The organism is Microbulbifer mixtoriginis (SeqCode), from assembly GCF_052467945.1.
This window is the reverse complement of the sequence record NZ_CP174328.1, coordinates 729,773-753,785: the sequence shown is the minus strand read 5'-3', so window position 1 is coordinate 753,785 and position 24,013 is coordinate 729,773. Positions and strand designations below refer to the sequence as shown.

General features: G+C 45.4%; 28 protein-coding genes. 9 read left to right on the top strand and 19 right to left on the bottom strand.

All coding sequences use genetic code 11. From position 1 onward, the window contains the following. Positions 1-383 precede the first annotated feature (383 nt). From ACJJIJ_RS03190 to ACJJIJ_RS03110, 17 genes are all read right to left on the bottom strand, one after another. A complete protein-coding gene (locus ACJJIJ_RS03190) occupies positions 384-899 on the bottom strand; it encodes a hypothetical protein (RefSeq protein ID WP_444885620.1) in 516 nt (171 codons plus the stop codon). A 445-nt stretch (positions 900-1,344) separates the two neighbouring features. Beyond that, the gene (locus tag ACJJIJ_RS03185) at positions 1,345-1,812 is read right to left on the bottom strand and encodes a GNAT family N-acetyltransferase (RefSeq protein WP_444938621.1); all 468 of its coding nucleotides are present in this window, start codon (positions 1,810-1,812) and stop codon (positions 1,345-1,347) included. A 36-nt stretch (positions 1,813-1,848) separates the two neighbouring features. Further along, positions 1,849-1,992 carry a hypothetical protein gene (locus tag ACJJIJ_RS03180; protein WP_444885621.1) on the bottom strand — a complete coding sequence of 48 codons (144 nt, stop codon included), beginning with the start codon at positions 1,990-1,992 and terminating at the stop codon, positions 1,849-1,851. Between the two features lie 864 nt (positions 1,993-2,856). Beyond that, complete coding sequence (locus tag ACJJIJ_RS03175) at positions 2,857-3,141, bottom strand: hypothetical protein (RefSeq protein WP_444885622.1); 285 nt, start codon at positions 3,139-3,141, stop codon at positions 2,857-2,859. Between the two features lie 170 nt (positions 3,142-3,311). Then, a complete protein-coding gene (locus ACJJIJ_RS03170; RefSeq protein ID WP_252085146.1) occupies positions 3,312-3,674 on the bottom strand; it encodes a hypothetical protein in 363 nt (120 codons plus the stop codon). A gap of 170 nt (positions 3,675-3,844) precedes the next feature. After that, positions 3,845-4,174, bottom strand: a complete 330-nt coding sequence (locus tag ACJJIJ_RS03165; protein WP_444885623.1) for a hypothetical protein — start codon at positions 4,172-4,174, stop codon at positions 3,845-3,847. 94 nt (positions 4,175-4,268) lie between these two features. Next, a complete protein-coding gene (locus tag ACJJIJ_RS03160; protein WP_444938620.1) occupies positions 4,269-5,165 on the bottom strand; it encodes a hypothetical protein in 897 nt (298 codons plus the stop codon). Positions 5,166-5,875: 710 nt separating this feature from the next. Continuing rightward, a complete protein-coding gene (locus ACJJIJ_RS03155) occupies positions 5,876-6,211 on the bottom strand; it encodes a hypothetical protein (protein WP_444885625.1) in 336 nt (111 codons plus the stop codon). 148 nt (positions 6,212-6,359) lie between these two features. Beyond that, a complete protein-coding gene (locus ACJJIJ_RS03150; protein ID WP_444885626.1) occupies positions 6,360-6,899 on the bottom strand; it encodes a class I SAM-dependent methyltransferase in 540 nt (179 codons plus the stop codon). A gap of 129 nt (positions 6,900-7,028) precedes the next feature. Beyond that, on the bottom strand, positions 7,029-7,280 hold the full coding sequence (locus ACJJIJ_RS03145) for a hypothetical protein (protein ID WP_444885627.1): 252 nt from the start codon (positions 7,278-7,280) through the stop codon (positions 7,029-7,031). A gap of 69 nt (positions 7,281-7,349) precedes the next feature. Beyond that, positions 7,350-7,976, bottom strand: a complete 627-nt coding sequence (locus ACJJIJ_RS03140; protein ID WP_444885628.1) for a hypothetical protein — start codon at positions 7,974-7,976, stop codon at positions 7,350-7,352. A gap of 78 nt (positions 7,977-8,054) precedes the next feature. Further along, positions 8,055-8,612 (bottom strand): hypothetical protein, encoded by a 558-nt coding sequence (locus ACJJIJ_RS03135; RefSeq protein WP_444885629.1) that lies wholly within the window; start codon positions 8,610-8,612, stop codon positions 8,055-8,057. A 112-nt stretch (positions 8,613-8,724) separates the two neighbouring features. Then, positions 8,725-9,312, bottom strand: coding sequence for a GNAT family N-acetyltransferase (locus tag ACJJIJ_RS03130; RefSeq protein ID WP_444885630.1), 588 nt, complete (start codon positions 9,310-9,312; stop codon positions 8,725-8,727). A gap of 537 nt (positions 9,313-9,849) precedes the next feature. Then, entirely contained in the window at positions 9,850-11,214 is a 1,365-nt protein-coding gene (locus ACJJIJ_RS03125) for an IS4 family transposase (protein ID WP_444938619.1), read from the bottom strand. Between the two features lie 197 nt (positions 11,215-11,411). After that, complete coding sequence (locus ACJJIJ_RS03120; RefSeq protein WP_444938618.1) at positions 11,412-11,714, bottom strand: hypothetical protein; 303 nt, start codon at positions 11,712-11,714, stop codon at positions 11,412-11,414. A 76-nt stretch (positions 11,715-11,790) separates the two neighbouring features. Further along, a complete protein-coding gene (locus ACJJIJ_RS03115) occupies positions 11,791-12,180 on the bottom strand; it encodes a hypothetical protein (protein WP_444898732.1) in 390 nt (129 codons plus the stop codon). Between the two features lie 70 nt (positions 12,181-12,250). Then, positions 12,251-12,688 (bottom strand): hypothetical protein, encoded by a 438-nt coding sequence (locus ACJJIJ_RS03110; RefSeq protein WP_444938617.1) that lies wholly within the window; start codon positions 12,686-12,688, stop codon positions 12,251-12,253. Positions 12,689-13,897: 1,209 nt separating this feature from the next. Between ACJJIJ_RS03110 and mutS the strand changes: the two genes are divergently transcribed. From mutS to ACJJIJ_RS03090, 4 genes are all read left to right on the top strand, one after another. After that, entirely contained in the window at positions 13,898-16,558 is a 2,661-nt protein-coding gene (gene mutS / locus ACJJIJ_RS03105) for a DNA mismatch repair protein MutS (protein WP_444938616.1), read from the top strand. Between the two features lie 137 nt (positions 16,559-16,695). Next, positions 16,696-17,019, top strand: coding sequence for a ferredoxin FdxA (gene fdxA / locus ACJJIJ_RS03100; protein WP_252085117.1), 324 nt, complete (start codon positions 16,696-16,698; stop codon positions 17,017-17,019). A gap of 66 nt (positions 17,020-17,085) precedes the next feature. Beyond that, complete coding sequence (locus ACJJIJ_RS03095; RefSeq protein ID WP_444938615.1) at positions 17,086-17,754, top strand: polysaccharide deacetylase family protein; 669 nt, start codon at positions 17,086-17,088, stop codon at positions 17,752-17,754. A gap of 91 nt (positions 17,755-17,845) precedes the next feature. Further along, positions 17,846-18,013, top strand: coding sequence for a DUF1328 domain-containing protein (locus tag ACJJIJ_RS03090; RefSeq protein WP_252085115.1), 168 nt, complete (start codon positions 17,846-17,848; stop codon positions 18,011-18,013). Between the two features lie 44 nt (positions 18,014-18,057). Here the strand turns inward: ACJJIJ_RS03090 and ACJJIJ_RS03085 are convergent, their stop codons facing one another. Further along, positions 18,058-18,600, bottom strand: coding sequence for a carboxymuconolactone decarboxylase family protein (locus ACJJIJ_RS03085; protein WP_444938614.1), 543 nt, complete (start codon positions 18,598-18,600; stop codon positions 18,058-18,060). Between the two features lie 85 nt (positions 18,601-18,685). On the opposite strand from ACJJIJ_RS03085, the gene dinB reads away from it, so the two are divergent. From dinB to ACJJIJ_RS03060, 5 genes are all read left to right on the top strand, one after another. After that, entirely contained in the window at positions 18,686-19,765 is a 1,080-nt protein-coding gene (gene dinB, locus ACJJIJ_RS03080; protein ID WP_444938613.1) for a DNA polymerase IV, read from the top strand. 445 nt (positions 19,766-20,210) lie between these two features. Beyond that, the gene (locus ACJJIJ_RS03075; protein WP_444909065.1) at positions 20,211-20,732 is read left to right on the top strand and encodes an RNA polymerase sigma factor; all 522 of its coding nucleotides are present in this window, start codon (positions 20,211-20,213) and stop codon (positions 20,730-20,732) included. A gap of 13 nt (positions 20,733-20,745) precedes the next feature. After that, complete coding sequence (locus tag ACJJIJ_RS03070; protein ID WP_444909064.1) at positions 20,746-21,195, top strand: hypothetical protein; 450 nt, start codon at positions 20,746-20,748, stop codon at positions 21,193-21,195. A gap of 71 nt (positions 21,196-21,266) precedes the next feature. Continuing rightward, positions 21,267-21,815: a hypothetical protein gene (locus ACJJIJ_RS03065; protein WP_444885640.1), complete on the top strand. Its 549-nt coding sequence runs from the start codon at positions 21,267-21,269 to the stop codon at positions 21,813-21,815. Between the two features lie 493 nt (positions 21,816-22,308). Then, complete coding sequence (locus tag ACJJIJ_RS03060) at positions 22,309-23,073, top strand: substrate-binding periplasmic protein (protein ID WP_444938612.1); 765 nt, start codon at positions 22,309-22,311, stop codon at positions 23,071-23,073. A gap of 162 nt (positions 23,074-23,235) precedes the next feature. Here ACJJIJ_RS03060 and ACJJIJ_RS03055 read toward each other — a convergent pair whose 3' ends face one another. Continuing rightward, positions 23,236-24,012 (bottom strand): SDR family NAD(P)-dependent oxidoreductase, encoded by a 777-nt coding sequence (locus tag ACJJIJ_RS03055; RefSeq protein ID WP_252085108.1) that lies wholly within the window; start codon positions 24,010-24,012, stop codon positions 23,236-23,238. Position 24,013: the final 1 nt, after the last annotated feature.

Here is a 24,013-nt window from a genome sequence, read left to right as displayed (position 1 = left end):
GCAACCCCCAGAGGCAGAGACAAAAAACCCGCCTCTTTGGCGGGTTTGATAAATTAGTAACACATCAACAATCCCACCATTCTTATGGAATGATAAGAATAATTCGAGCAGTTGGTTGAGTTGAAATTGTATTCATTTAATCATCTTGATTTAAGCATCACTCAATGTCAACCACTTGCCTGATAAAAACACCTCACCGGACTGCGCTTTGGCCACCTTCCCTCTAGGCATTGGAGATACCAGCCCAGAAACTAAGAAAAAACAACTACTAAAAACGGTGTCAGTAATTTCTTAGTTTGTGGCGCAATTTTGGCGACTTTATTGTACCTTTTACAATAAAGTCGCCGAGCTTGGAATCACGATTGATGCTGTTAAGAATTTTCTTATTGCGAGAAAGCTATTGTTTTGTCAACCAAGCAGCCATTAACAGATTTGGGCTCATTAAGTTTGTCAATAAGCCAACACTCTTCATAGATTGAACAATAACAGAGCTCTATACCTATAAATTTATCGGCTTCGTCAAATTTATCCAATTCTTTCCCTGTATAGGATAATGGCTTAACCGTATTTTGTGGTGACAGTATTCTATTGCTAATGTGGGATTGAGTAATACTAGGTAAATTTGGAATGTCATTCCAAAATTTGATAGGCTCAGTTTTGTATTGAACTATCCCATACTTAATTACAGCAGGACCATTCCCACTATTCGTTACACTATATTCAAAATGTGTGGTGTTTAAATTACGATGTATTTCCAACCTTGGCCAAACAGAAGCTCGAGCATAAGCACGATCTACATAAGCAGAATACATGCTAACTATAGCCGTAACGAAACTAATTAATAGAGCTGAGAAAGCAACAACCATCTCAGGTTTTTTGTACCATTTCACATTATCCATGCATTCATATTCCTAAACTTTGGCTCTATCAGCCATATAGCCAATTAACATTGCCAATTAACATTGCCAACAGGAGCAGCCAGACCATTTACGGTCAAAGCGGGCTGATCAACCAACTGGCTCCCTGCCAACCATTTTTAACTGGCTACAGCCTGATAAATTTGCTGGGTAAAATAGCATATATTCCTTACCAGTTAACTATCTGATTAGCACTCCACAATGGAGCATCAGGCTTGTAGGACTTGTTGACTTAAAAGAAAGGCACTTGAATGAAACTGCACTAGCAGTTTGAAGGAAAACTCTCTGGGAAAATGTACTCAGGTAGAGATTGAAGCTTGCAGCAACTACAATCCTTCCAAAAATTGACCGCCACTATAACCGGCATTCTAAATACGCGCTATAGCGCAGCGGAAGCATACTTCAAAATATCTGATTCATTGCCTTGTTATACGGTGAGCTCTCTCTCCATTACAAGGACTTCTAAGCCGCAATAAGTAACTTTTTCTATTGGATTCCAACCCAAACAACTATAAAGACCGCCGTTTAGATGCTCCGTTTGGAGATAGAGCTTCGACACACCAAGCTGTTCTGCTAGTGAGATAATTCTGTCAATGATTGCTTCTGCGATTTTCTTTCCGCGATGGGACTTGGAAACATACACACCACCGAGCCAATGTTCCTTTTCTGGGTAAATAGTCATTTCACAATATTTCAACTGTGCCGCACCCAAGATTTCTCCTGAATCAACTGCTATAACGAGAAGTGGTATTTTATCGATGTTTAGGTAGTCAGAAAGCGATTCTCGAGTTTTAGCCAGGCTATTGCTTTCCCTTAGGTAACCCCATTCCGTAAAATACCACTCCGCAACAATTGGTAACGCTTGTTTATTCTCGGCTAACAGTTGTAATTCCATCTCTCAACCTTTCGTTTGCAGCTTGCCACATAACATTCACATGCGGTGGGTGAAGCGTAGCATAAGCCGTTCGCCTGCGATAGCGGCGAACAACATGCCCTCGTTAGCTGATTTAACACCCACCATCACCACCCCCTCCATCTCCAAAACCTCCAGAATCACCACTGCTAAAGTGACCATCCGAGCTAGAGCCCTGAGTTACTCCAAACTTCACTATAAACCACAGTACACTAGAAATTAGGAAGCCCGTAAATACTAACGGAGCGAAGACTAAATTATGCAAATTTTCGGAAGTTAGATCTATCATGTGCCAAGCTCCAACTAGACCAAAAAATTTATTGTGAATGATTTCATTTACTCTCCTTGTATCACTTAACGCCCCGCAAAGGGACGAACAAATAAACGCAGTGTTTTGGCTGTCCCAGCGACCAAAGGGAGCGATTGCTGCGGATTGCTATGTGTTATATTTTACCCACGAAAGATACCTTCTGAGAATTTCCATTTGCCGAGCCATAAACCTTGAAAAATTAACTGCACTCCATAATATGAATGCGAGAAGCACAAGTAGTTAATAAATATGGAAGACTCAGGCAATAAAATTCCCCACAATATATACCAAAATCACAGCCGCAAATACAATCCCTGACGAATGGCTTCTTCGACAAAAGCTAAAGAACTGGCTTTCCTTATTTTCCATCAATAATGAGCCTTAATCCTTGAGCTGAATTAAAAGATCTCACATAAAGCTCATAATAAAGCCTGCGAGGCATCTCTAAGAACGAATCCACACCCGAATGTTCAATTTTAATCCAATGTAACACTCTTAATTTCCCTTAATTTTAATGTGACACCAAACGACGGCAAAAAACAAACACCACGCTTTATGGCTAGTTTAGAGTGGAACAGAAAACTAGTCCGACAACATGCATTGTTAAGTGGTTCACTCAAGTGCAAGGTCATTTGATTTACCGTAAGCACCACACAGGCAACACATTTCTGGATACTAAAACACTTGTAAGAATGGAATATGCCCTTCAATCTTTTTTAGATCGAAAGTAAAACATACTCAGTGCCTCTTTCTTTTAAATGAACTCTTTTTGAATATTCACCGAACCTATACTCAGAATTTTCAGGATAGTATTCTATAGTTGCTTCAGCTCCGTAATTTAAGCCCTCAGCATTCATAGGAATAGTCGCCTGGAATGTATTCGATGCAATCTTTTCTACTTTAATGAGCTTGTCAAACTCAGACCCCATTTTAGGAGCGGTACAAGCAAACGCCAAACTAGAAGCAACCAGACATACAAGAGTGATTAGAAATCGATTCATAGCTATTCACTTAACGTAAAGCCAACTTGCGCGGGTGTTCTGGTACGAAGCCGGTTAGCACAATAAAGTTATTACTTTAGCACTTAAATCAAAAAACCCCTCAAACCCCTTACGCCTGGTTCAACGCCTCGTTATGCGCCTTTCCACTACCGCACACAATACCATTGCCACTAGCGATCAGGGATATCACCAAAAAAACCTATTACACAAGATACTTTTCCTTGCCCATCTATTTCTGTTACATCAAACCCAGCCATAAGTAACTTGCCTTCCTGATGTATAGCCCAATGGTAGCGATGAAACCCATGCTGAGAATCTACTCCGCTAGTTCGAGAGTAAACCGCACCTGGAAGCTTTGATTTCACTTCATGGACATTTTTTTCAAATCCATCAATACCAGAGACATCAATGGACGGATCAACAAACCGGACATTGTTACTTAGGGCATTTTCAAGGTGATCGCGCACTTTGGTAGAGTCAGGCTCGTTCCATGCCGCCAGCATATAGTCGAGCGCTTCTGGGTAGTCTGCCATATTTTCTTTCTCAAATATCTAGAAAAATTCAGGGTTCAAAAAACGTGATCGCATAACGTTTTGCTCAGCAGGTACCGGAAAGTGCTACCGTAGCGTACAGCACAAAACGCCCAGGGTGTAGGTGATCGGATACGGTAACTTGTTATGTACTGTGGATAGCCAATAATAAATCAAAAGCATTGCTTTCTTAGCTCCTTAAATAGTTCTTTGCCTTTTTCATTTAGTTTACCTTCATCCCGGCCACAAACTTCGATATAAGGTGAATTTATGTGTATTGCTTTAATAGCTCGCTGCCGAATTACTTCTAATTTTGGGTTAGCAATCTCACAGGCCTCAAAGTAATCCCAGCTTTTGTAGTCAACATCATCCTTGATCCATGACTCAAGAAGATTTGCAACCTCCTCAGGCTTCCACTCAACCGAACGCACCTTCCACTTCTTAAATAAGTAGAAGGCAATAACAGCCAAGCCACCTAAACCCAGCCAATATAAAATGCTCATAGTGATTTACACATAACGCCTGGCGCAACGGCGAAGCACGTAGTGCTGAGTCCGGCACGCGCAGCGTGCGAATTGCCGCCATTTGTTAAATGCTTTACTGCGATTCATTTGGACTAATTTCTGCTTTAAACTGCCGAAACATTTCTTCCGGTGTTTTTCCATACACAGACAAGAATGCATTACCAAATTTCTCTCCATTTTCTATAGCCCGAAGTAACTTTATACCCCCTCGTGGGTGAATAAACTCATAGAATAGCGATGCTTGGCGATAGTCCATATGCTGCTGCGTCCAAGCATCTTCGGAGGGCGGATAATTCAGTGGCCAGCGTGTGCTAAAAAGTGCCCCTTTGTCTGCCGCAACGATATGGCTCCCTGAACGAATAGAAGCTAGTGCCTGCTCTTTACTGACACGAGTAGCACCGCCACCTTTAGACGCAAAGGTTGCTAAACCGTCGTGATACCACTGAGGTATAAATGTGGCTTTGAATATTGAAACCTGCTGGAATAGGTGTAGGTGCGACAACTCATGCGCCAGCCAAATGGGATAGTCCTCGTTTGAAATCACGTAGGATGAGAGGAATAGGCCGTTTGAAGTTACAGCAGCAAGAATACCCCCTTTTAAACCAGTGTATGAGTTAAAGCATTCTCGGGTATCACAAATATGGACGATTACCTTTTTCGAGAAAGGCTTGTCATGCACACCCTCAATTAGTTTTATTTGATCATCTAGGATTTTTTGAACGAGTAGGGCATTTTCCTCCATGCCTGGCTTGAACAAAATGCGCTCATCAGCAGCTAACTTGCTAAATTCGTCCTCTACGGGTGAATGACCCTCTAGCGGAGAAAAATTATCGCAACCCGTAGATAGGACAAAAACTAGTATGGCGAAACAGGTATAACAGCATTTCCTCCATAAACTTTGTAACAGAGGCATTTTCTCAATCCTGTTTGCTTGGCAGAAAAAGAGCGAACGGTATTGCAATGGGGCCAAAAAGCCCTCCCAAGATAACCCATAAAACTCGATTTAGATTCCTTTTCCGTGCGATTGCTAGGCAAACGACCATGCACACAAGGCTCAATACAAATAGGATGCTAACCATTTCATAATCTCTACGTGGTTGGTTCAGACATTTAACATTTAACGTTGCCGGCAGGGGTAGCTTACCTTGTACGCATTTTGCGCAAAAATGGGAGTACAGCGACCTGCGCAAAAGGTGCGCAAGGTAAGCTGTCCCGCGGAGGGCCGAAGGCCCGTAGCAAATTGTCCGGCCTTGTATGGGAATTTTTCACCGTGCTCATCATATGTATACTTTGCCCAGTCTGTGAAGCTGCTGCCATGACATGTAACTACGAACTCGATGCACGGCCACCACCTGTATATAAAAGCCAAAATCTGGTTTTGACGATACTGAAGAATTAAATGGTTTTAACCCCTCAAGAGGCAATTGATTCTTTTTTAAATATGTCTCGATTGTTTCTCTAGCCTGACCTTCCATTTCTGGAGTAAGTTCTCTAGCTTGTTTGCTACAGTCTACCAATAAAAGGATACTGGTTAGAAAAATCATTCTCATTATTTATTTCAGACCTCAAGCCTCATAACGCCGCTAGCAGGGGCAGCCGAAACAGAGCGAAGCGGCGTGTAGGCTGTCCCAGCCGCGCGCCTTCTGCGCGGCGAACAACACCACCTTGTTAGAAGTGAAGTTATTTTCTACGAAGCTCAATAGTACGCTCCTCAGCTATAACGGTTATGGTGTCTTTCTCTTGATCGTAAGTAAGTGGTAAATAATCACCTTCCTCTGTATTTCCGACTTCATCCAGGAACCACAATTCGTAAGAATTCGCCCCTATTTTTTGATACTTACACTCAGAAGCCATTCCATCGACAGACCCACCCACAAAGATGAAACAGTCATCTCCATTTTCAAACCTTATCAGAGTGTGGCTTTGATCACTTGCATGGTGCCATTCACCTTTGATCATATTCCCTGTGCAGGCAACTAAAAGAAACAAAGCTAGAATAGAGATTACAGTCTTCATACCTATGCACTTCTAACGCCCGTAACAGGGACAACCAATGCTGTGCACCTTTTGTGCAAAACTGGGAGCCCAGCGACTTGCACAAAAGATGCATAGCGTTGGGTATCCCGCGGAGGCCCGAAGGGCCGGAGCAACCTGCTTGAGTTTGTTATGCACGGGTAGCCCTAAACTCCAAAATAGTTTTCGGCATGCTATAGCGATCTATAGTCTTTTCCACAAAGAACGAGATATCCCATTTTTTGTTGAAGAGCCTACGTAAGTCAGCTTTGTCGAAGAAACGCTTAGCTTGATTATTTACAATGAAGAGGTTCGATTCAACTTCAGAGTAACCAGTTGCTCCGTAGTTGGTATCATTTTTCGAATTTACTCGGCCTATTAACATACCACCAGGCGTTAATACCCTGTAAAGTTCGGATACTATCTCTTCAGTTTTATTCCAATCGAAGTAATGTAAGCAGAGACTTGCTACGACCACTTCAAAACTATTTGATTCATATGGCAATGGCTCGCTATGATCTAGCTCTTCAATATCCAACGGATCATTTCGCACCAAGTCAGTCGCTATCAGTTTACTCGCAATAGATCTAAGAATCTGCGTATCTATACCCGTACCTGCACCAAGCTCTAGAACTGACTTCCCCTTTATCTCTTTTACCCAGCTGTCTAGCCACTTGTAATCAGATTTCATATTAGATTCAGTGCATAACGCCGACCGCAGCGGCTTGCAAAATGGGCGGTTGTTTTGCGGTTTTTTGCAAAACAAGTGACCGTTTTGCAAGTCCGTTGCCGGCCCTTGTTAAGTGCATAATTTAAACAGTTATTCATAATATGAAATGTCTAGCAATGAACTCGGTGCCTTTAGTTTGATATAGTCCGCTTCCATAGCCAATAGATGAATTTCTTTCTTGGAGAGTATTCTCTCATATAGGGCTTGCGCAGCGATTTTTTTGTGCTCAATAGGCAACTCAATACCATCGTCCATTTCAGTAAAAATCCTAAGCATTGACTCTTTTTCTGCTTCTACTTTTTCTGCATCAAAGGTCACAATTACTGATCGTTCATCTTCCATAAATTGACTTACTCAAGCACTTAACGCAGTAAGCACCGGAGAGCGAAGCGAGTCCGGTACCTTGCTTTGTTATACCTGCTTTGTGAAAGTTTCTAACAAGCGATTGAAAATTTGGTACTCTCTGTTTTTTACAGTTTCTTCGGATGGGTTATACATACCATCAAAGGACCTAGAAATATCGGCCTCGACCACATAGTAACCTTGGTTAAGGTATACCACCCCACACAAAAGCCACTGAGATGGCCCCATTTTGAAGGCTACGTAAAAACCTTTATTGCCATTAATCTCGATTTCAGTGTTCACGAGCTGCTCCGCCGTGTGAACCTCCCGATAGGGCTGCATTTTGGTTAATTGATTAAACAGACCTTCCGAATGTTTAGATATATCGTCAATAGAAGGAGCATTAACTAATGTGACATGATAATAATTAATATCAAACGCAGCTGGCCCAAACACTACCTTTGTGTACTTTTCTTCCTGGTGTTCGTGAACCTTTGTGTACGTCCACTCGTATCCATCAATGCTTGGAGGATGCGGCAAGCCCACCTGAAACACACGACCCTCGGCAATATACATATCGCCTTCGACCTCTCCTTCTAGAAACTTTGGCGCTGGTACAAGGCCTCCAATAATTCCTCCCGTTCCAGAACACGCTGTTACAAACACGCACAAGAAAAAAAGAACGACTTTTTTCAATTTAGTTCTCCTTTGTTTGAAGAGGTATAACGCCCAAAGCAGCGCGGCGACGCTTGCGGCGTCCGCTGCCTTTACTGGTTATGTGCTGATTGCCGTAATACACTCTTCTCTGGCCTTCCAAATCTCTTCAAATTCAGATTCACCATATTCATTCCGAATGTACTCTTTATGAAATTCCTGCTTTTCCTCACCAATTCCACTTGGTTCGACGACTTTCTCAGAGAAGAAGTCGTTTATCACTTCATCGGCTTCAATTCCGTATCGTGTCAGATCCACTCTAACGCCTTGATAGCTAAGATAGCAATGAGCCTCTGGAATAAACTCAAAGCCATATTCAGTCAAGACATTACCAACACCAGGAGTGTTGGCTTCAGTCATGGGGTAAATACCAACAACTAAATCAATGCTGATTTCCAACTCATCGGCTAGCTCCTTTAATAAAGCGTGCTTTGTACTGCATGCACCCTGGCCTTCGGTTAAAATAAGCCTCCAATTAGCTCTATCGCTCGTTCTACCGTAAGGTAATTTCCATACATACTCGCACGCCTCATGAAAACTCGACAATCCAAGCTTACTAAAAGCTTGAGACAGCTCACCGGCTTCTGATAAATTCCTATTTGGTAGAGATTCGTACATAAAATTTCTCACTACACATAATGCCGTGATATGCGGCGGGCACTGCAAAGCGACAACCGTCCGATGGAGGCCCACAGGGCCGGAACAAACATCATCACCTTGTCATATGGTTTTATATTTCAGCCTTCATGAGCAAACAGCCACCTTTATGAGGAATAAGCTCATGTGACTCCAATTTGATATTTTTTACTACTCTAAATCCTTGGGTTTTATAAAGGCCAATAGCTCGAATATTGTCAGCAAACACAATGAGACTAAGTTCATTGTAACCGTCATTACTTGCTTTTTCTTTTGTATGATTTATCAATGATTTACCAACACCCAATCTTCGATACGATTCTTCAACACACATAGCATCGAGAAAATAGCTTCCTTCAACTCTACTGGTATAAAACTCTCTGAACCTTTCAATTCGATTAGCTGGTAAAAAGTTTGTTAATTCTTCAGTTATACCGTGATAGTGCGCCGGATATGAGAGGGCCATTCCGATAATTTTTTGATCAATTTCAGCCACAATAGCACTGCGAAAAGTATGAGGGTAAACGTCTTGTTCTAATCCATCACAAAGTAGCTGCAAAGCAGAACAACCCGGTATCAAATTGTGAAAAAGATATTCAACTGCACCGTCAGATGCCAAGTAATCAAGTTCAGCTATACGTTGACAGTCTACTTTAGTTCCTTGCTTATAATTTACGTTCATTTTTCATACCCTGAACATTTTTGATTAGTGGCACCGCCATATAATGCCCCATTAAGCGGCGGGGGCAAGCTGTTCTATACTTTTGATCACAGCTTGTGACTGTCTGACTTCAACGGCTTGTTATGTGTTTTACGCCAGATGACCACCAATACTAACTCCTAAGACAAATGCCGTTAATGAAGACGCAGCAAAGATATATAATACCCAATTTGGCCAGATAGAATAAATGTATCGACCAGACCTTGGATCAAATTTAGTGTACCAATTCGTTTTATAACTGCCGCTTCTACAATCACTTACAATACTAAAGAACAACAACATGAAAAGCACCTGAACAAACCACCAATAAAATGATTTAACATCAAAACTAAACAACTCCAACCCCGACAAAAACCCTAAACAAACTAAAACAAATGGGGCTACAAAACCGTAAAACAAATGATACAAAATTAACCTACTTCATTGATTACGTATTCAGCATTAATATTGGTGACTATCGATAAAAACACATAACGCCGTGCCTGTGTTTTATACACATCATTTAAGTCCATTTAAAGCCTCCGCTGCCTCCATATAATGGAGAAGTTTAGTGTACCCCTGCCAAACGGTTTTAACTCCAGGCTCACCATCGCCGCTCCGCCCCAGAAAGCCTCCAAGTCCTGCCAGCATACGAGTTATATCTCTCATACTTGGAGCTTCACTTGGTGGGGAGGTTTTAGCCTGCATTATCCATATCATACGCCACTCTTTTTCAGAGTAGACTTTCGTACACGATGTATCAGGAAGCGTTCGTGCTCGTGTTGTCATGGAGTGTAGACGCCACCCAATAATCATATAGATTGCAATACAGTTCAGCATTCGCTGCTCGGTTCTAAAGCGATTACTTTCTATCTGGCATCCGCCTTTCACCACTCTAAAATAGGTTTCAATTTCCCATCGACTTCGATACCACTCAATGATAATCCTTGCTTGCTTAAAGTCCTCAACTGCAAGATCGGTCAGCAGCATCCATTCAATACCTTTCTTGCCTTCTGGTGGGCCTAATTCCTTAGCAAAAACTGCGTAGATATAAAGAGGTCGTTTTGATTTTCCTTTTCCCTGCAATCTTACTTCTGCAATGGATACACTGACCTTAGCTTCCCTTTCTGGCTCTCCATTTCTTTTGGGGATACCTACTGTGTATTTTCCGATGGACTTCTGTTTGGTCAAATAGTCCCAAAGTAAAGTCGTATCTTCTCCTTCGATCTCTAAACTACGATTAGCCTTGGCTCGAACAATATAGCTTGCACGCCGATGTTCATTTTGATCTTCAGCTAATTGAAACCACTCATGAATATCCCCCTCTCTATCCGCGATGCTCACAATCGTGGTTTCAGGACAGTGCTCTTGTATCTCACAAGCTGATTCATAATGGTCTAGCCAACGTCGACTCTCTTTATCTTGTATCGACTTGGTATATCGAGAATTAGCACTAGATTCTTTATCTCGCTGCCACATGCTACCCTCAATAATACCCAGATTATCTCTGGATGGTGTTATAGCGATAGACGTATGTAGGAGCTGCTGATTAGTCTCTTTGCGTCGGAGTGTTCCCATTTCTTTGCTTTCTAAATCGGTAGCAAAATTTAGGAAAGTGGTATCCTGAGGGATAAGAACAACTGGTTGAACCTTGATTCTTTCAAGAGTGGCTGATTTATGGCCACTCATAATGGAGTCAAAGCTGACTTTATCATTTTCGATAAATCGATAGGCTGCAAAGGTTTCTGCCCAAGACTTGTTTGCACAGGGAATACTGCTCTTTGGGTCGGAACTTAAATTACTGAGAATATTGGACAACCGCTTATTCAATCGTGTATCACCCATAACCTGATTTTTCACTTCGTCCCTGACCCAGTCCTGCATAATTATCCAGCCAAATCTGTAGCTCCTATACCGCACAAACTGTAACTCATTGATTTTTATAATAAAACTGAAAAAACTTGTGTATAAAACTTAGCGCCGTGCTAAGCGGCTGATTTTTATTGGTTTAATTTTGCGTCATTTAAGCACAAAATTGAAGCGACGAAAATGAGTCCGACTTGAGCGCCTTGTTATGCGCATTACTCCCAAGTAACCTCAGATATGCCGAATTCACTTAGCTCATTAAAAACAGGCGTGAAACATGGTTTCTCGAATCTTATTTTAGAATTAAGATTTTCAAATGCATCCTGTGCTAGCGAATCGATAGTTTGCCAAGGCAGATCTGCTGAATTAAACCAGACGCTGGTAAAGTTGGTTTCCTCAATATTGTGTGTAACAACTACGGGAAAATTCGACTCCTTGCCACCTAGCAGCACCACAATAGCTTCACCAGAGTTTTGTATATCGCCAACAGTACGAAATTTACTTTTTAAAAATCCCAATATTCTATCCGTGCTTGAATTCTCTATGTAAATTTCCATGGTCGATTACGTATAACGCCCAAAGCAGCGGCGCGCGTTAGCATGTCCTGCCCGAAGGGCGTTGCTGCCTTTGCTTGTTATATGTTTGGCTGAATGCGAAGTGATAACCAACGCATACAACGAAAATAAAACTGCCAATATTTAAGGCTTGTACGTATAAAAACCAGATGATTGGGTTTTGCTCAATAGTTGGTTCGGAGTGCCCAAGGGCGATTGAATGTACGCTAGGTATTAACATGTGCGCAACCCTTGAGGCGGTAACTAATATTCCTGCGAAAAGTGAAAGCCCAGATAAAATGGAGCGCTCTCTATAGAACCACACTAATGATGCAGCAAATAGAAAGAAGGGCATAAACCAAGCAGTAAAGTCGTTAATGCCACCAAATAGCTGCCAAAATGTTGTCGGGCTATATACATGATCTTCCATATCTATTTACACATAACGCCAAGCTCACCCGCGGAGGCCCGATAGCGCCGGAGTCGGGTGCAGCTTCTTGTTAACCCTTTTTATTTGAAACATGACTTTGAATTTGGTCAGCAATGTTTGCGTAAACTGACTTTAGCTTATTTGGGTCCAGTGTTGATTGAAACTCAATAACTAGGCCCTCAAAGCCATTTTGCGTTGTGCTAATAACGAGTTCCATTGACGTGTTTTCTTGGAACTGATGTAAGTCTATGCCAGCTTTTGCAAGTTCTGAGCTTAATTGTGCCTCGTTGAGAGAGAAGCTCCCCAGTTTTTCTTGTAACTCCTGAGCGCTAGAAACTGACAACTCGTTTGCAGGAATCTTGTAATCAAATCCTCGTGTTACAGCTGGCTCTATGATGCCGCTCTTTACAGCTGCATAGATAAGTAAGATGACGAGTACAGTGCCATTAGCGAATTTGGAAAGCTTTGACTTTCCAAGTGTGATGAATGGTTTTCTTTCTTGAGTCATTACTTTCCTCGTTGGGTTAACGAAAATAGATATGCGGAACCGTTAAGAAAGTTGGCAGTGCCTTTGCGCAAGCAAAGGGAATGACAACTTTTAGGTTTCCGCATCATCGGGTTGTTATTTGTTGCTCGTGGTACTCTGTACAAATTCACTACAAATACCTTTCTTCTTATTGTCTACCACGATTCGGAAAGAGAAATTAGCAGCACTAGGTTCGCGGCCTTGCTTCGAAGTGGCTGCGCCGTCCGCATCAACTTCGTTATGCGAGAGTCGCTGAAGCTTCGAAGCTTACACGAAGGTCGAACCGTTGACTATGGGCTTTTCCGCCAACACTGTTTATTTATACAGCACGCTAACAATCACCTGCTATTCTTAATTGAACCCCTACAAAACTGGAGCGAGCGACCAATAACAGTTAATTCAAAAGCAGCGTCTACATATCACCCTTCTATATAATTCTGCTGTCCTCAATCAAAGCCAACTTAAAAAGCTAGTAAAGTCAAAGAACTACATTGAGTGTCACAAAATAAAACAGGTAGATATATAGCAGCGTCTTTATAATTCCACGCTCTCCCTGCTTTATATCACTTTTCACATCCGTTAAAAATCAACAAGTTATAGAATTTTCCCTAGAAATAGGAGAAGCGTCTTTTGAATTCTGGTATACGAAGCAGGGCTTAGCTATCAGTACTGTATTTCACCAACCTACTATGCACACATGTCCTAACTGGAAGGATGCACTACCAAGTAGAAAATTGGCTTTCTTAGTACACGGTCTTGAAGAGTCGGATACCCCCCTTGAAAAATTCAACAACAGTCTTTTTGGAGTAAAGAAAAGTGAAAGCCCTTACCTCAAAAGCAAAACATCCCGCTTCTCTATTAAAGTTCTCATAAAATCACAGGGTCGCTAATAGCCATCTCTCCAGCGCTTGATAAGCCATCCATAGTGGTTTGTCCTCCACTCTGCTATTCTGCGCCCCCTATAAAGAAGCTCTTCGAACTTTGGCCTGGACCTTTCTGTTCAGATCTACCCCGATTGCATGCTTCAAGAACATCAGGTTTGGGCTTGCCGTTCATTATTTGATCGAACGCTTCTGCTCATTAAGCCCCCAGGAAACCTGCCCCCTACCCCAATCTGAGCCGACCGCCACTCCTGCGGGGCTCTTGGGGTTTGCGAACACTTTTGTAACTTACTGATTTTCTTAGAGAAAAATGCCAAAAACCGCAAACAAGACTAAGGCCGCGAAACCCGAACACACCCCCATGATGCAGCAATACATGCGCATCAAGGCCCAGCATCCCCAAGAGCTGGTGTTCTATCGTATGGGGGACTTTTACGAGCTGTTCTTTGATGATGCCAAGAAGGCAGCTGAGCTGTTGGATGTCACTCTTACTGCGCGTGGCAAGTCCGGGGGTGAGCCTATACCCATGGCCGGTATTCCCTACCATGCAGCTGAGGGCTACTTGGCGCGGCTGATTAAAGCTGGTGTTTCCGTTGCCATCTGTGAACAAATCGGTGATCCCGCCACCAGCAAAGGGCCGGTTGAGCGCCAGGTAGTACGTATTGTTACTCCGGGCACGGTCACGGACGAGGCACTTCTCAACGATCGCCGCGATAACCTCCTGGCTGCTATTTCGCACTTGGGCGATGTATTTGGCCTGGCACTGCTGGACCTGGCAACCGGTCGTTTTGTGGTTCAGGAAACAGATTCTCTGGAAGCCCTGGCCGAGCAGGTTCAGCGCCATAACCCGGCTGAGCTACTCGCGCCAGAAGACCTCTCTTTGCCAGTGGAAATTGAACGCCGTGCCGGTGTACGCCGCCGTGCGCCTTGGGAGTTCGAGCTGGAAACCGCCCTGCGCCTGCTCAATCAACAATTTGGCACCATGAACCTGGAAGCCTTTGGTTGCAGTCATATGCACGGCGCCATAGTGGCCGCTGGCTGCCTGCTGCAATATGCACGGGATACCCAGCGCACTGAGCTGCCACACATTCGCGGCCTGCACACCGAAAGCGGCGATGAAACCGTGGCCCTGGATGGCGCCAGCCGTCGCAATCTGGAAATCGATCTGAACCTGAATGGCGGCGATGATAATACCCTGCTGTCGGTTCTCGACAGCTGTAAAACCGCCATGGGTAGTCGCCTGCTGCGCCGCTGGCTGAACAACCCGCTGCGCCAGCTCACTACCCTGCGCAACCGCCAGGATGCCATTGCTGCATTGATTGAAGAGTATGGTTTCGAGCCCCTGCGTGACGCCCTCAAACCCGTGGGTGATATGGAGCGCATTCTAGGCCGCCTGGCACTGCGTTCCGCACGCCCCCGCGACCTGGCAAGGCTGGGTCAGTCTCTGGCACAGTTCCCCGAAATCCTACAGCAGCTAAATGAATCAAATGCCACTCTAATAAAAGAGTTATGCGGTCAGATCGGTGAATGGCCTGAAACTGTTGAGTTGCTGCAAAAAGCGATTATTGAAAATCCGCCTGTCGTGATACGTGATGGCGGCGTAATCGCCACCGGCTACGATGAAGAGCTGGATGAGCTGCGCGCTATCAGTGAGAACGCAGGGGATTACCTGGTACAGCTGGAACTGCGCGAAAAAGAGCGCACCGGTATCCCCACATTGAAGGTGGGTTACAACCGGGTGCACGGCTACTTTATTGAAATCAGCCGTGGACAGAGTGACAAGGCACCGGCGGAATATATCCGCCGCCAAACCCTGAAGAATGCCGAACGCTTTATTACTCCCGAATTAAAAGAGTTCGAAGACAAGGCACTTTCAGCCAAAAGCCGCGCCCTGGCGCGAGAGAAGGCCCTCTATGAGGCGCTGATTAATCAACTGAATGAGTCTCTGGCTGAGCTGCAAGCCGCTGCGGCTGGTATTTCTGAATTGGATGTTCTGGCCTGCTTGGCTGAACGTGCCGACAACCTGCGCCTGTGCCGCCCTGAGCTGGGCACCGATCCTGGCCTGCATATCACCGGTGGACGTCACCCGGTGGTGGAACAGGTATTGGACGAACCCTTTGTCGCCAACGATATCGAGCTGCGCGACGATCGCCGTATGCTGGTCATTACCGGCCCGAATATGGGTGGTAAATCTACCTATATGCGCCAGACTGCGCTGATTGCCCTGCTGGCGCACTGCGGCAGCTATGTCCCAGCAGACAGCGCCCAGATCGGTCTGCTGGATCGCATCTTTACCCGTATCGGCAGTGCCGATGACCTGGCCGGTGGCCGCTCCACCTTTATGGTGGAAATGACCGAGACCGCTAATATCCTGCGCAATGCCAGTGAACACAGCCTAGTGCTGATGGATGAAATCGGCCGCGGCACCAGTACCTATGATGGTCTTTCCCTGGCTTGGGCCTGCGCTCATTACCTGGCCGGAGAAGTGCGCGCCTTCACCTTGTTCGCCACCCATTACTTCGAGCTGACCGATCTACCCAATCAATGTGCCGAAGCAGCCAACATCCACTTGGACGCCACAGAGCACGGTGAGGGCATCGTCTTCCTGCATCGCATTCAGGAGGGACCCGCCTCCAAAAGTTACGGTTTACAAGTGGCCAAGTTGGCGGGGATTCCCGCCGATGTACTCACAGAGGCCCGTACTCGCTTGGCGGCCTTGGAGGCCGGCGCCCAGTCAGTAGATGTACCCGTAGTGACTCCCAAGTCCACTCAAGCACCTGAGCAGGCAACGGAAACGACTATAGCGCCAGTGCTCTCAGCACCAACTCAAGCTGATTCTCCCCAACAGGTCGATCTGTTCGGCAGTCCCAGCCACCCGGCAGTGGACGCGCTGGAGAAGCTGGACCCAGACGATCTGACCCCGCGCCAGGCCCTGGAAGCGCTCTATGCTTTACGCAAGTTATTGAAGTAAAAGGCTGGGCGGCAATTGTCGCCCAGTGCAACTTGTTATAAACAGTGAACTAAATCGACTGAAAAGCCACTACAATTCGCGCCAGTAATTGATAGAATCCGTGCACGAAAGAATCAGTGCACTATTGAGGGACAATCATGACATTCGTAATTGGGGAAAACTGCATTAAGTGCAAATACACCGACTGTGTAGAGGTTTGCCCGGTAGACTGTTTTTACGAAGGCCCTAACTTTCTAGTGATCCATCCCGACGAGTGTATCGACTGCGCCCTGTGCGAGCCGGAGTGCCCCGCCAATGCGATTTTCTCTGAGGACGAAGTGCCCGATGATCAACAGGAATACATCGAGTTGAATGCCGAACTCGCCGAGGTTTGGCCAAATATCACCGAGAAAAAAGACCCGCTACCCGATGCCGAAGAGTGGGATGGCAAGAAAGGCAAGCTCGACCTTCTCGAGCGATAGCAAAGCACAAAAAGCCGTCTCTGACGGCTTTTTTCTTTTCTGGTCCAGATAAAATTGCCGCATTAAATGAGAATAATAATATTTACGGTATCGAGCATTTTCCTATGCCTGTCTCTGGCAGTACTGGCAGAACCCAAAGAGAAAAAACGTATTGCCCTGGCTTTTAGTGGCGGGCCTGTGCCGGGCATAACCGAATCCCTGTTACACCAGCTTGAAGCCCTGCAAATACCCGCAACTTTCTTTCTGGTTGGCAAGGATATGGAGCGTTATCCCAATCAAACACACGCCATAGTGCGTGCCGGCCACCAGGTGGGAAGTCACGGTTACTCCTATGTCGACTTGGCAAATCTACCTTTGAGTAGTGCCAAAGCAGAGATTAAAAAGACCTGTCTGCTTTTACAGCATCATAGCTATCGAGAAAAACCGGCGATCCTGCCCCCTTTTGGCCGTATCTCTGAAGAACTTGGCAGCCTTTTGGCTGCACAAAACTTCGAGTTGGCTCAATGGGACCTTCAGCCTCACCTGCATGTGGATATGAGCAGGCCCGAGCTCATCGCCGACTACATAGTTCAGAATGCCAAAGACCGCAGCGTGGTGATGCTGCACCCAATGTATGCGCATGGTGAGGAGGTGACAGCAGCACTGCCTCTCATCCATGCACAGGCCACGAAACAAGGGTTTTACTTTGTTAGCCTCGATAAGGTCACAGATACTGGCGGTGATAGAAATTTGTAATTAGCGACTCCATTCACTACCAATTAAGAGGTTGGGAGTCTGCCCCCCAAAGTTTTGCAACCGGTTCCCTCTATCTTAACTGGAGACCACCATGCTACGTTGGGCCATCATTTTCCTGGTTATTGCACTGATAGCCGCATTTTTCGGTTTCAGTGGTATCGCCACCACAGCGACAGAAATCGCTAAAATCCTCTTCTTCATCTTTATTGTGCTTTTTGTCCTGACATTGATTTTTGGCAGGGGCCGGCCACCCAAGTAGTACCCTTGCGCTATACAAGATTTTACCCCGGTAATTCACCGGGGTTATTTTTGGTGGGGCGTTCTGGTTGGTACCAGGTCCAGCACTTCTGCCAGGTGGTTGAAGCCCAGCACCAGCTCCATAACCCCCAAGGCTTCCAATAACTCATCATCCCCCGCTCCCAGCTTGCGTGCCTCAGCGATCAGGTGCTGCCGGTGATCGTCTGGGGATGTATTGGCGTTGCGAGCTAGGTCAAACAGTGCATGCTCCTTCTCGGAAAAGTGCACATTCTTTGGGTCTGTGCGAATACGCATGACTTCATCGGAGGTTACCCCGAGCATTTGCAGGGAGGTACTGTGGTGGTAAATGCCATAGTCGCAGTGATTATCCGCAGAGACCGCCAAGCCAATAGCCTCCTTCAGCTGGGCGGAAAGACAGCCGTGTAACATCACTGCCTTGAACTTCTGCCAATTAGCTAGCAGCAGTCCTTGGTGGTGGGCATAAATCCTAAACAGGCTGGGAATCCCACCCAGCTCATCCTGAATTTCTGCAAATACCCTGATGGCTTCATCTGAATCAGGGGTCTCCACTAAAGGAATGCTACTCATCGTTCACCTATCCGTTGTCAAACCGGCTCTGTCTAATGGCAGAAATAACTTCCTGGCGCCATAAAACACTGTATATAATCACAGCATGAAAAAGATTATCCACTGCGACTGTGATTGTTTTTACGCTTCGGTCGAAATGCGAGACGATCCCAATCTTCGCGGGCGCCCACTAGCCGTAGGTGGTAGCAGTGACCGCCGCGGGGTAATCTCTACATGCAATTATGAAGCTCGCAGTTACGGCGTGCGCTCCGCCATGCCAACCGCCCAGGCCAAAAAACTCTGCCCTGACTTGATTGTAGTACCCGGCAACATGGCCAAATACCGTGAAGTCAGTCAGCAGATCCGCGAAATTTTCCTCGATTACTGTGATGATATTGAGCCCCTATCGCTGGATGAGGCTTTTCTAGATGTCAGTAATAGTGGGCGCTGCCACGGTAGCGCTACATTAATGGCGGAGGAGATCCGCCAAAGAGTGAGAGAGACCCTTGGTATTACGATCTCAGCCGGCGTTGCCCCAAACAAGTTCCTGGCCAAGATCGCCAGTGACTGGCGTAAACCCGATGGACTCACGGTAATCACGCCAGAGGAAGTAGATCAATTCGTATTGCGTTTACCGGTGAACAAAATCCATGGTGTGGGCCGAGTAACAGCAGAGAAAATGCACCGCCAAGGAATTCACACCTGTGCCGACCTCAGGCGCTATTCCCAGGTGGAGTTGAGTAAAACCTTTGGGAAGTTTGGGCGCCGTCTCTATGAACTGAGCCGCGGCATCGACGATCGCCCAGTGAGTGGAGATGGCTCTCGCAAGAGTGTCAGTGTGGAGCGCACCTTTAACAAGGATCTCTGTGAGTTTAACGAATGGTTGGAGGAAATGACTCACCTGTATACGCGACTGCTGGAACGCCTGGAAAAACTCGGCGATCGCTATGAAGTTAATGGCGCCACCGTAAAGGTAAAATATGCTGACTTTTCCCAGAGTACTCATGAACGCAATAGTCGCGCAGGTCGAATTTCTGAATTTCGCCAGTTACTGCAGGAATGCTGGGATAAACGATCGACTCCCATTCGCCTGCTTGGCGTAGGTCTGAGGCTAACAGATCTGCGCGCCGAACACGGTCCCTTACAACTGCCTCTACCACTGCCGGATTTGCCGACACATCACTAACCGGGAGACTTCTCAAGCAAATTATTTTTTATAAATAGTTTGCCCTGCCCCCGCAGAATCGGTCGCATTTTTTCTGTCATATTTTCAAACAAAGCGACCATCGACAATTTTAAAGAAAACACTCTTTATTAAGAGAATTTTTGAGTCAAAAAAAGTCATTGCGCGCCAATTACCCCTCAGAAAAAGGTTTAAAGCGCCAAACGACCGTTCATCAAGTTATGGCGTTACCCGTTACCCTCTGTAAGCCCTGGCTAAGCAGGGGCATCTATACTTCGCAGGCCAAGAGAACTTGGGCCGATCTAAAAGCAAGAGGCATCCAAAGTCGTTCACTTGGATAAAAAATTTAATGTCTAAACCGACTACAATTTTTATGATCAACGACGCATAAATCCAGACCTAAGCCACCTCTGGCTTTCGGGTTCACTGCGTACGGAGGCACAACACTTTGTCTCGCAAAGCATTCAAACAATTTTCTGATGAAAAACTGCTCGAGCATTACCGGGAGAAACGCAGTCTTGCTGTATTTGAGCCACTGTATAACCGCCACAAAGACGCTCTCTATCGCTACTGCGTACAAATGGCACCCTCTTCAACCACACAGTTGCTACAGGCCCTGTGGGAAAATATCTTACAGAACCCTCCGCAACTTCATGGCCGGCTATTTAGAAACTGGCTGTTTATTCAAGTCAACAAAGCTCTGCGGGAACATGTAGACAGCACTACACGATCTGAGGCATTAACCAGTGAGAGTAAGGTTGTCGCAGCTATTCAAAAACTCCCCAAGCTTCAGCGCAACGTATTACTACTGCATATGGAGTGCAAACTCTCCCTGGCCTCAGTAGCGGATATAGAGCGTATTTCACTGAAAAAATGTCGAGAGTATTACCAGTTGGCTCGACAACAAATTGAAACCCTGATCTACGGATCTCAAGCAAAACCCTGGCAAGTGGAGGCCATAAAAGAGTGATTGAGGTAGAAGCATGAGTAACTGGGAGCACCAATACCGCGAAGAGGCGTCAGCTTTTACCTCACCGCAAAAGTTAGACAGTGGAATCTTATTACAGGCAAAAGGCTATCAACCGAAAAAGGATATAGGCCGAATCTTATCCGGAGCCTCCCTGAGTTGCGCTTTGGTGACCGCTTTTTTAATGTTGGTACATCCGGCACAGCACCTTGGTGCCCGAACCCCCGCTATGACTCAGAATAATGAGATTCAACTAACCACTCAGGAAATTGCCCAGTGGCAACCTCCTCGGCCAGAACCTGAAGTAAAGGAAGACCCATGGCAGACATTACGCAGCCAGGTTAGTGCCGAAAACTATGTTGCTCTTTGCCAAGAATGGCGCCAACAACAAAATAATATTGCGGAACCGGTCTTACCCCGAGAACTGCGTAAGGCAGCGCAGAAACGCTGTCGGATTCTGCCATAGAAACAGTAGCTCTCTTACCAGTGTGCTACGTCTATTTCTACACTTAAGCATCAGTGTCGTTGCAGTGCAAAATGACACTTATAAACAATAAAGTTACAAAGAGTGAGCTGGCCGTGGTGGGCATCTATGGCGCGGGTGGCTCCAATGCCGGTGATAACCAAGCTTTGAGGGCTTGGGTAACCGAAATGGGCGGGGCCATGTTCGGTCCAACTGAAAAAAGTAGAGCCCGGGATTTTCTAGTGGGGGCATCTCTACAGCAGAAGCACTTATTACTGCTTGGCTACAGCCGTGGGGGAACCACGGCCATCAACCTGGCCAATTTACTCGGTCGCAAAGGCATATCCCTAAACCACCTGATAATCTTCGATGCACATAGTGTCTTCGATAATAGAATTTTTTATCTCAGATATGACAATGTTCAGCAAGCGATCAATTTTCTGCAGAGAAACCCCAGAAGCGCTGGTCGATATGGCTGGTGGGGAACAAATCCCTACTGGGGAAGCCCACTAGTCTCTAACTTTATCAAAGTTCAAGAAATTGACTTTACCGGTGCATTCTTTAGAAAAGGGATGCCGGTTTCCCATTTAAATATCGTGCGTCAATCTCTTGCTTCGCTCTGACTTCTTAAACTCAAAGGCAGTGATAAAAAGTAGCAACAAAAATTCTTTACCCATAAAACTCTAGAGAGAGAACGGAAGGATAACCTACTCATAAACCCCAGCAGTTTTTTCAGCACAAGCAATCACTTAATTTCAACCATCCACTCCCAAACCGGTTTCTTGGCTGCTTCTGGGTTCGTATCAACACATGGTTTACCCATAATTCACTTAGGGAAACAGTTAATTCATCACTGAGCAATCTCCAATCTTCTTACAGAGTCTCTCCCAGCGTATTAAAGACTCCCCATATTCTTTTTGGAAATTAATTTTTACTGGGAATATTCCCTTTAGAGCACTATCTTCATTAATAACTTATTACATCGAAGACTCATATTCCTTTGCCCCCTTTGAAAAAAAAGACAAAAACTCCATATCAAACAAAATATTGTCTTTAGCCTAATATATCTACATTACCCTATTAACCTCAGATATCCGCTAAGCAAGTGAAATCAATATGCCATCAAAAATATTATCGCATCTTAGCCTACTCCTGATCTGCTTCGCCTTCTCAAGCCACGCCAAAGAATTGAAAATTGCCATATCTCAGGATGCCCCCCCCTATGTCATCAATCAGGCGAAGAGTGGGTTAGAAGTCGATGTCATCACCCAGTCTCTTCCAGATTACACCATCTCATTTATCCAAATGGGCTGGGGGGAGATTCTTGGAGCAATAGAGCGAGGTATGGCAGAGGCCGAAGCGAATGTACACGGAAACAATGGAGACCTCTATTATTCAAATGACTATATAGCATTTATCAACTACGCAATCAGCCGAAAAAAAGATCAAATTAAAATCAATCAACTAAAGGATCTAGTAGGACACCACGTAATAACCTGGACAGGAGCACACAAGGATCTTGGGCCAGAATTTAGCAAGCTCTTCTCTCCCGGAAAGATAGGTGCAAAGAATTATGTAGAATTAGAAAGCTCTCAAGATCAGGTAAGGGAATTCTGGAGGGAAGACAACTCAATTATAATTATTGATAAAAGTATTTTTTCTTATTTCTCCTCTAAAGATGGCCACTCTATGAATGAGGTCGATATCCATACAATCGTTGTACCTGTTCTGACATTTAAAATGGCATTTAAAAACAAAGTAGACAGAGATGCCTTCAATCACGGTCTCAGACAGCTATGCAATAAAGGAATATACGAAGCTCTCCTAAAGCGATATAGCGTTGCACCAGAAGCCAACATCTGCAAAAACCTTTCGCAATAAGCTTGCTTTTAGGATTCTCCATCGCGGACTGGTTTTCATCAACCAAAAAAATATCAGGTTGTGGGCTGTTAACACCTATCTGCCTTCTCCCTTGCTCGGCAATAAATCTTCAGGGGTGGCAGTGCAGGTATTAACAGCACGTATTTTGATCCACCTCAGCTATCAATAAGCCGATAAACCGCCATCCACAGCCAGTGCCTGGCCGGTAACATAAGTCATCTTCGGAGAGAGTAGCATTAACATAGCCGCTACTACTTCTTCCGGCTCACCAAGACGCTTCATCGGACAACCTTCGGCGAGAAAAGCCTGAACCTCTTCCGGGCTGGCCCCTGGGGCCTCCACAGAAGTCACCATTGGCGTCAGGCAATAGAATGGGCAAATGGCATTCACCCGAATACCGTACTTAGCGTTTTCCATTGCTGCAGTTTTGGTCAGTCCAATAACCCCATGCTTGGCGGCAGCATAGGAGGCAATTTTGGGTGCCCCCCCCAGCCCTGCCATAGAGGAAACATTGAGAACCACACCGCCTCGATCTTTCATTAATGGCAGCTGGTGCTTGAGACCGAAAAATACGCCCTTCAGGTTTACATTGTATTGATGGTCCATCATCGCTTCGTCAGTCTGCTTCAGGGACATCATCGGTGGAGCGATACCGGCATTATTAACCGCCATATTCAGGCCACCGAACTCAGACTCGGCCAGTCGCACCAGAGCAACGCAATCCGCTTCAGAGGAAACATCGCAACGTTGAGCGCGCACCTGGATACCATCACTACCCAAGTCATCAGCGAGTTGCATCAGGCCCTCTTCATTAATATCTCCAAGTACCAAGCGCGCTCCGCGAGATCCCAACTCTTTAGCCAGCAGTTTGCCAAAACCACTGGCGGCGCCGGTAATTAGGGCAACCTGGTTGTCGAAATCCAATATTGGATCTTGCATA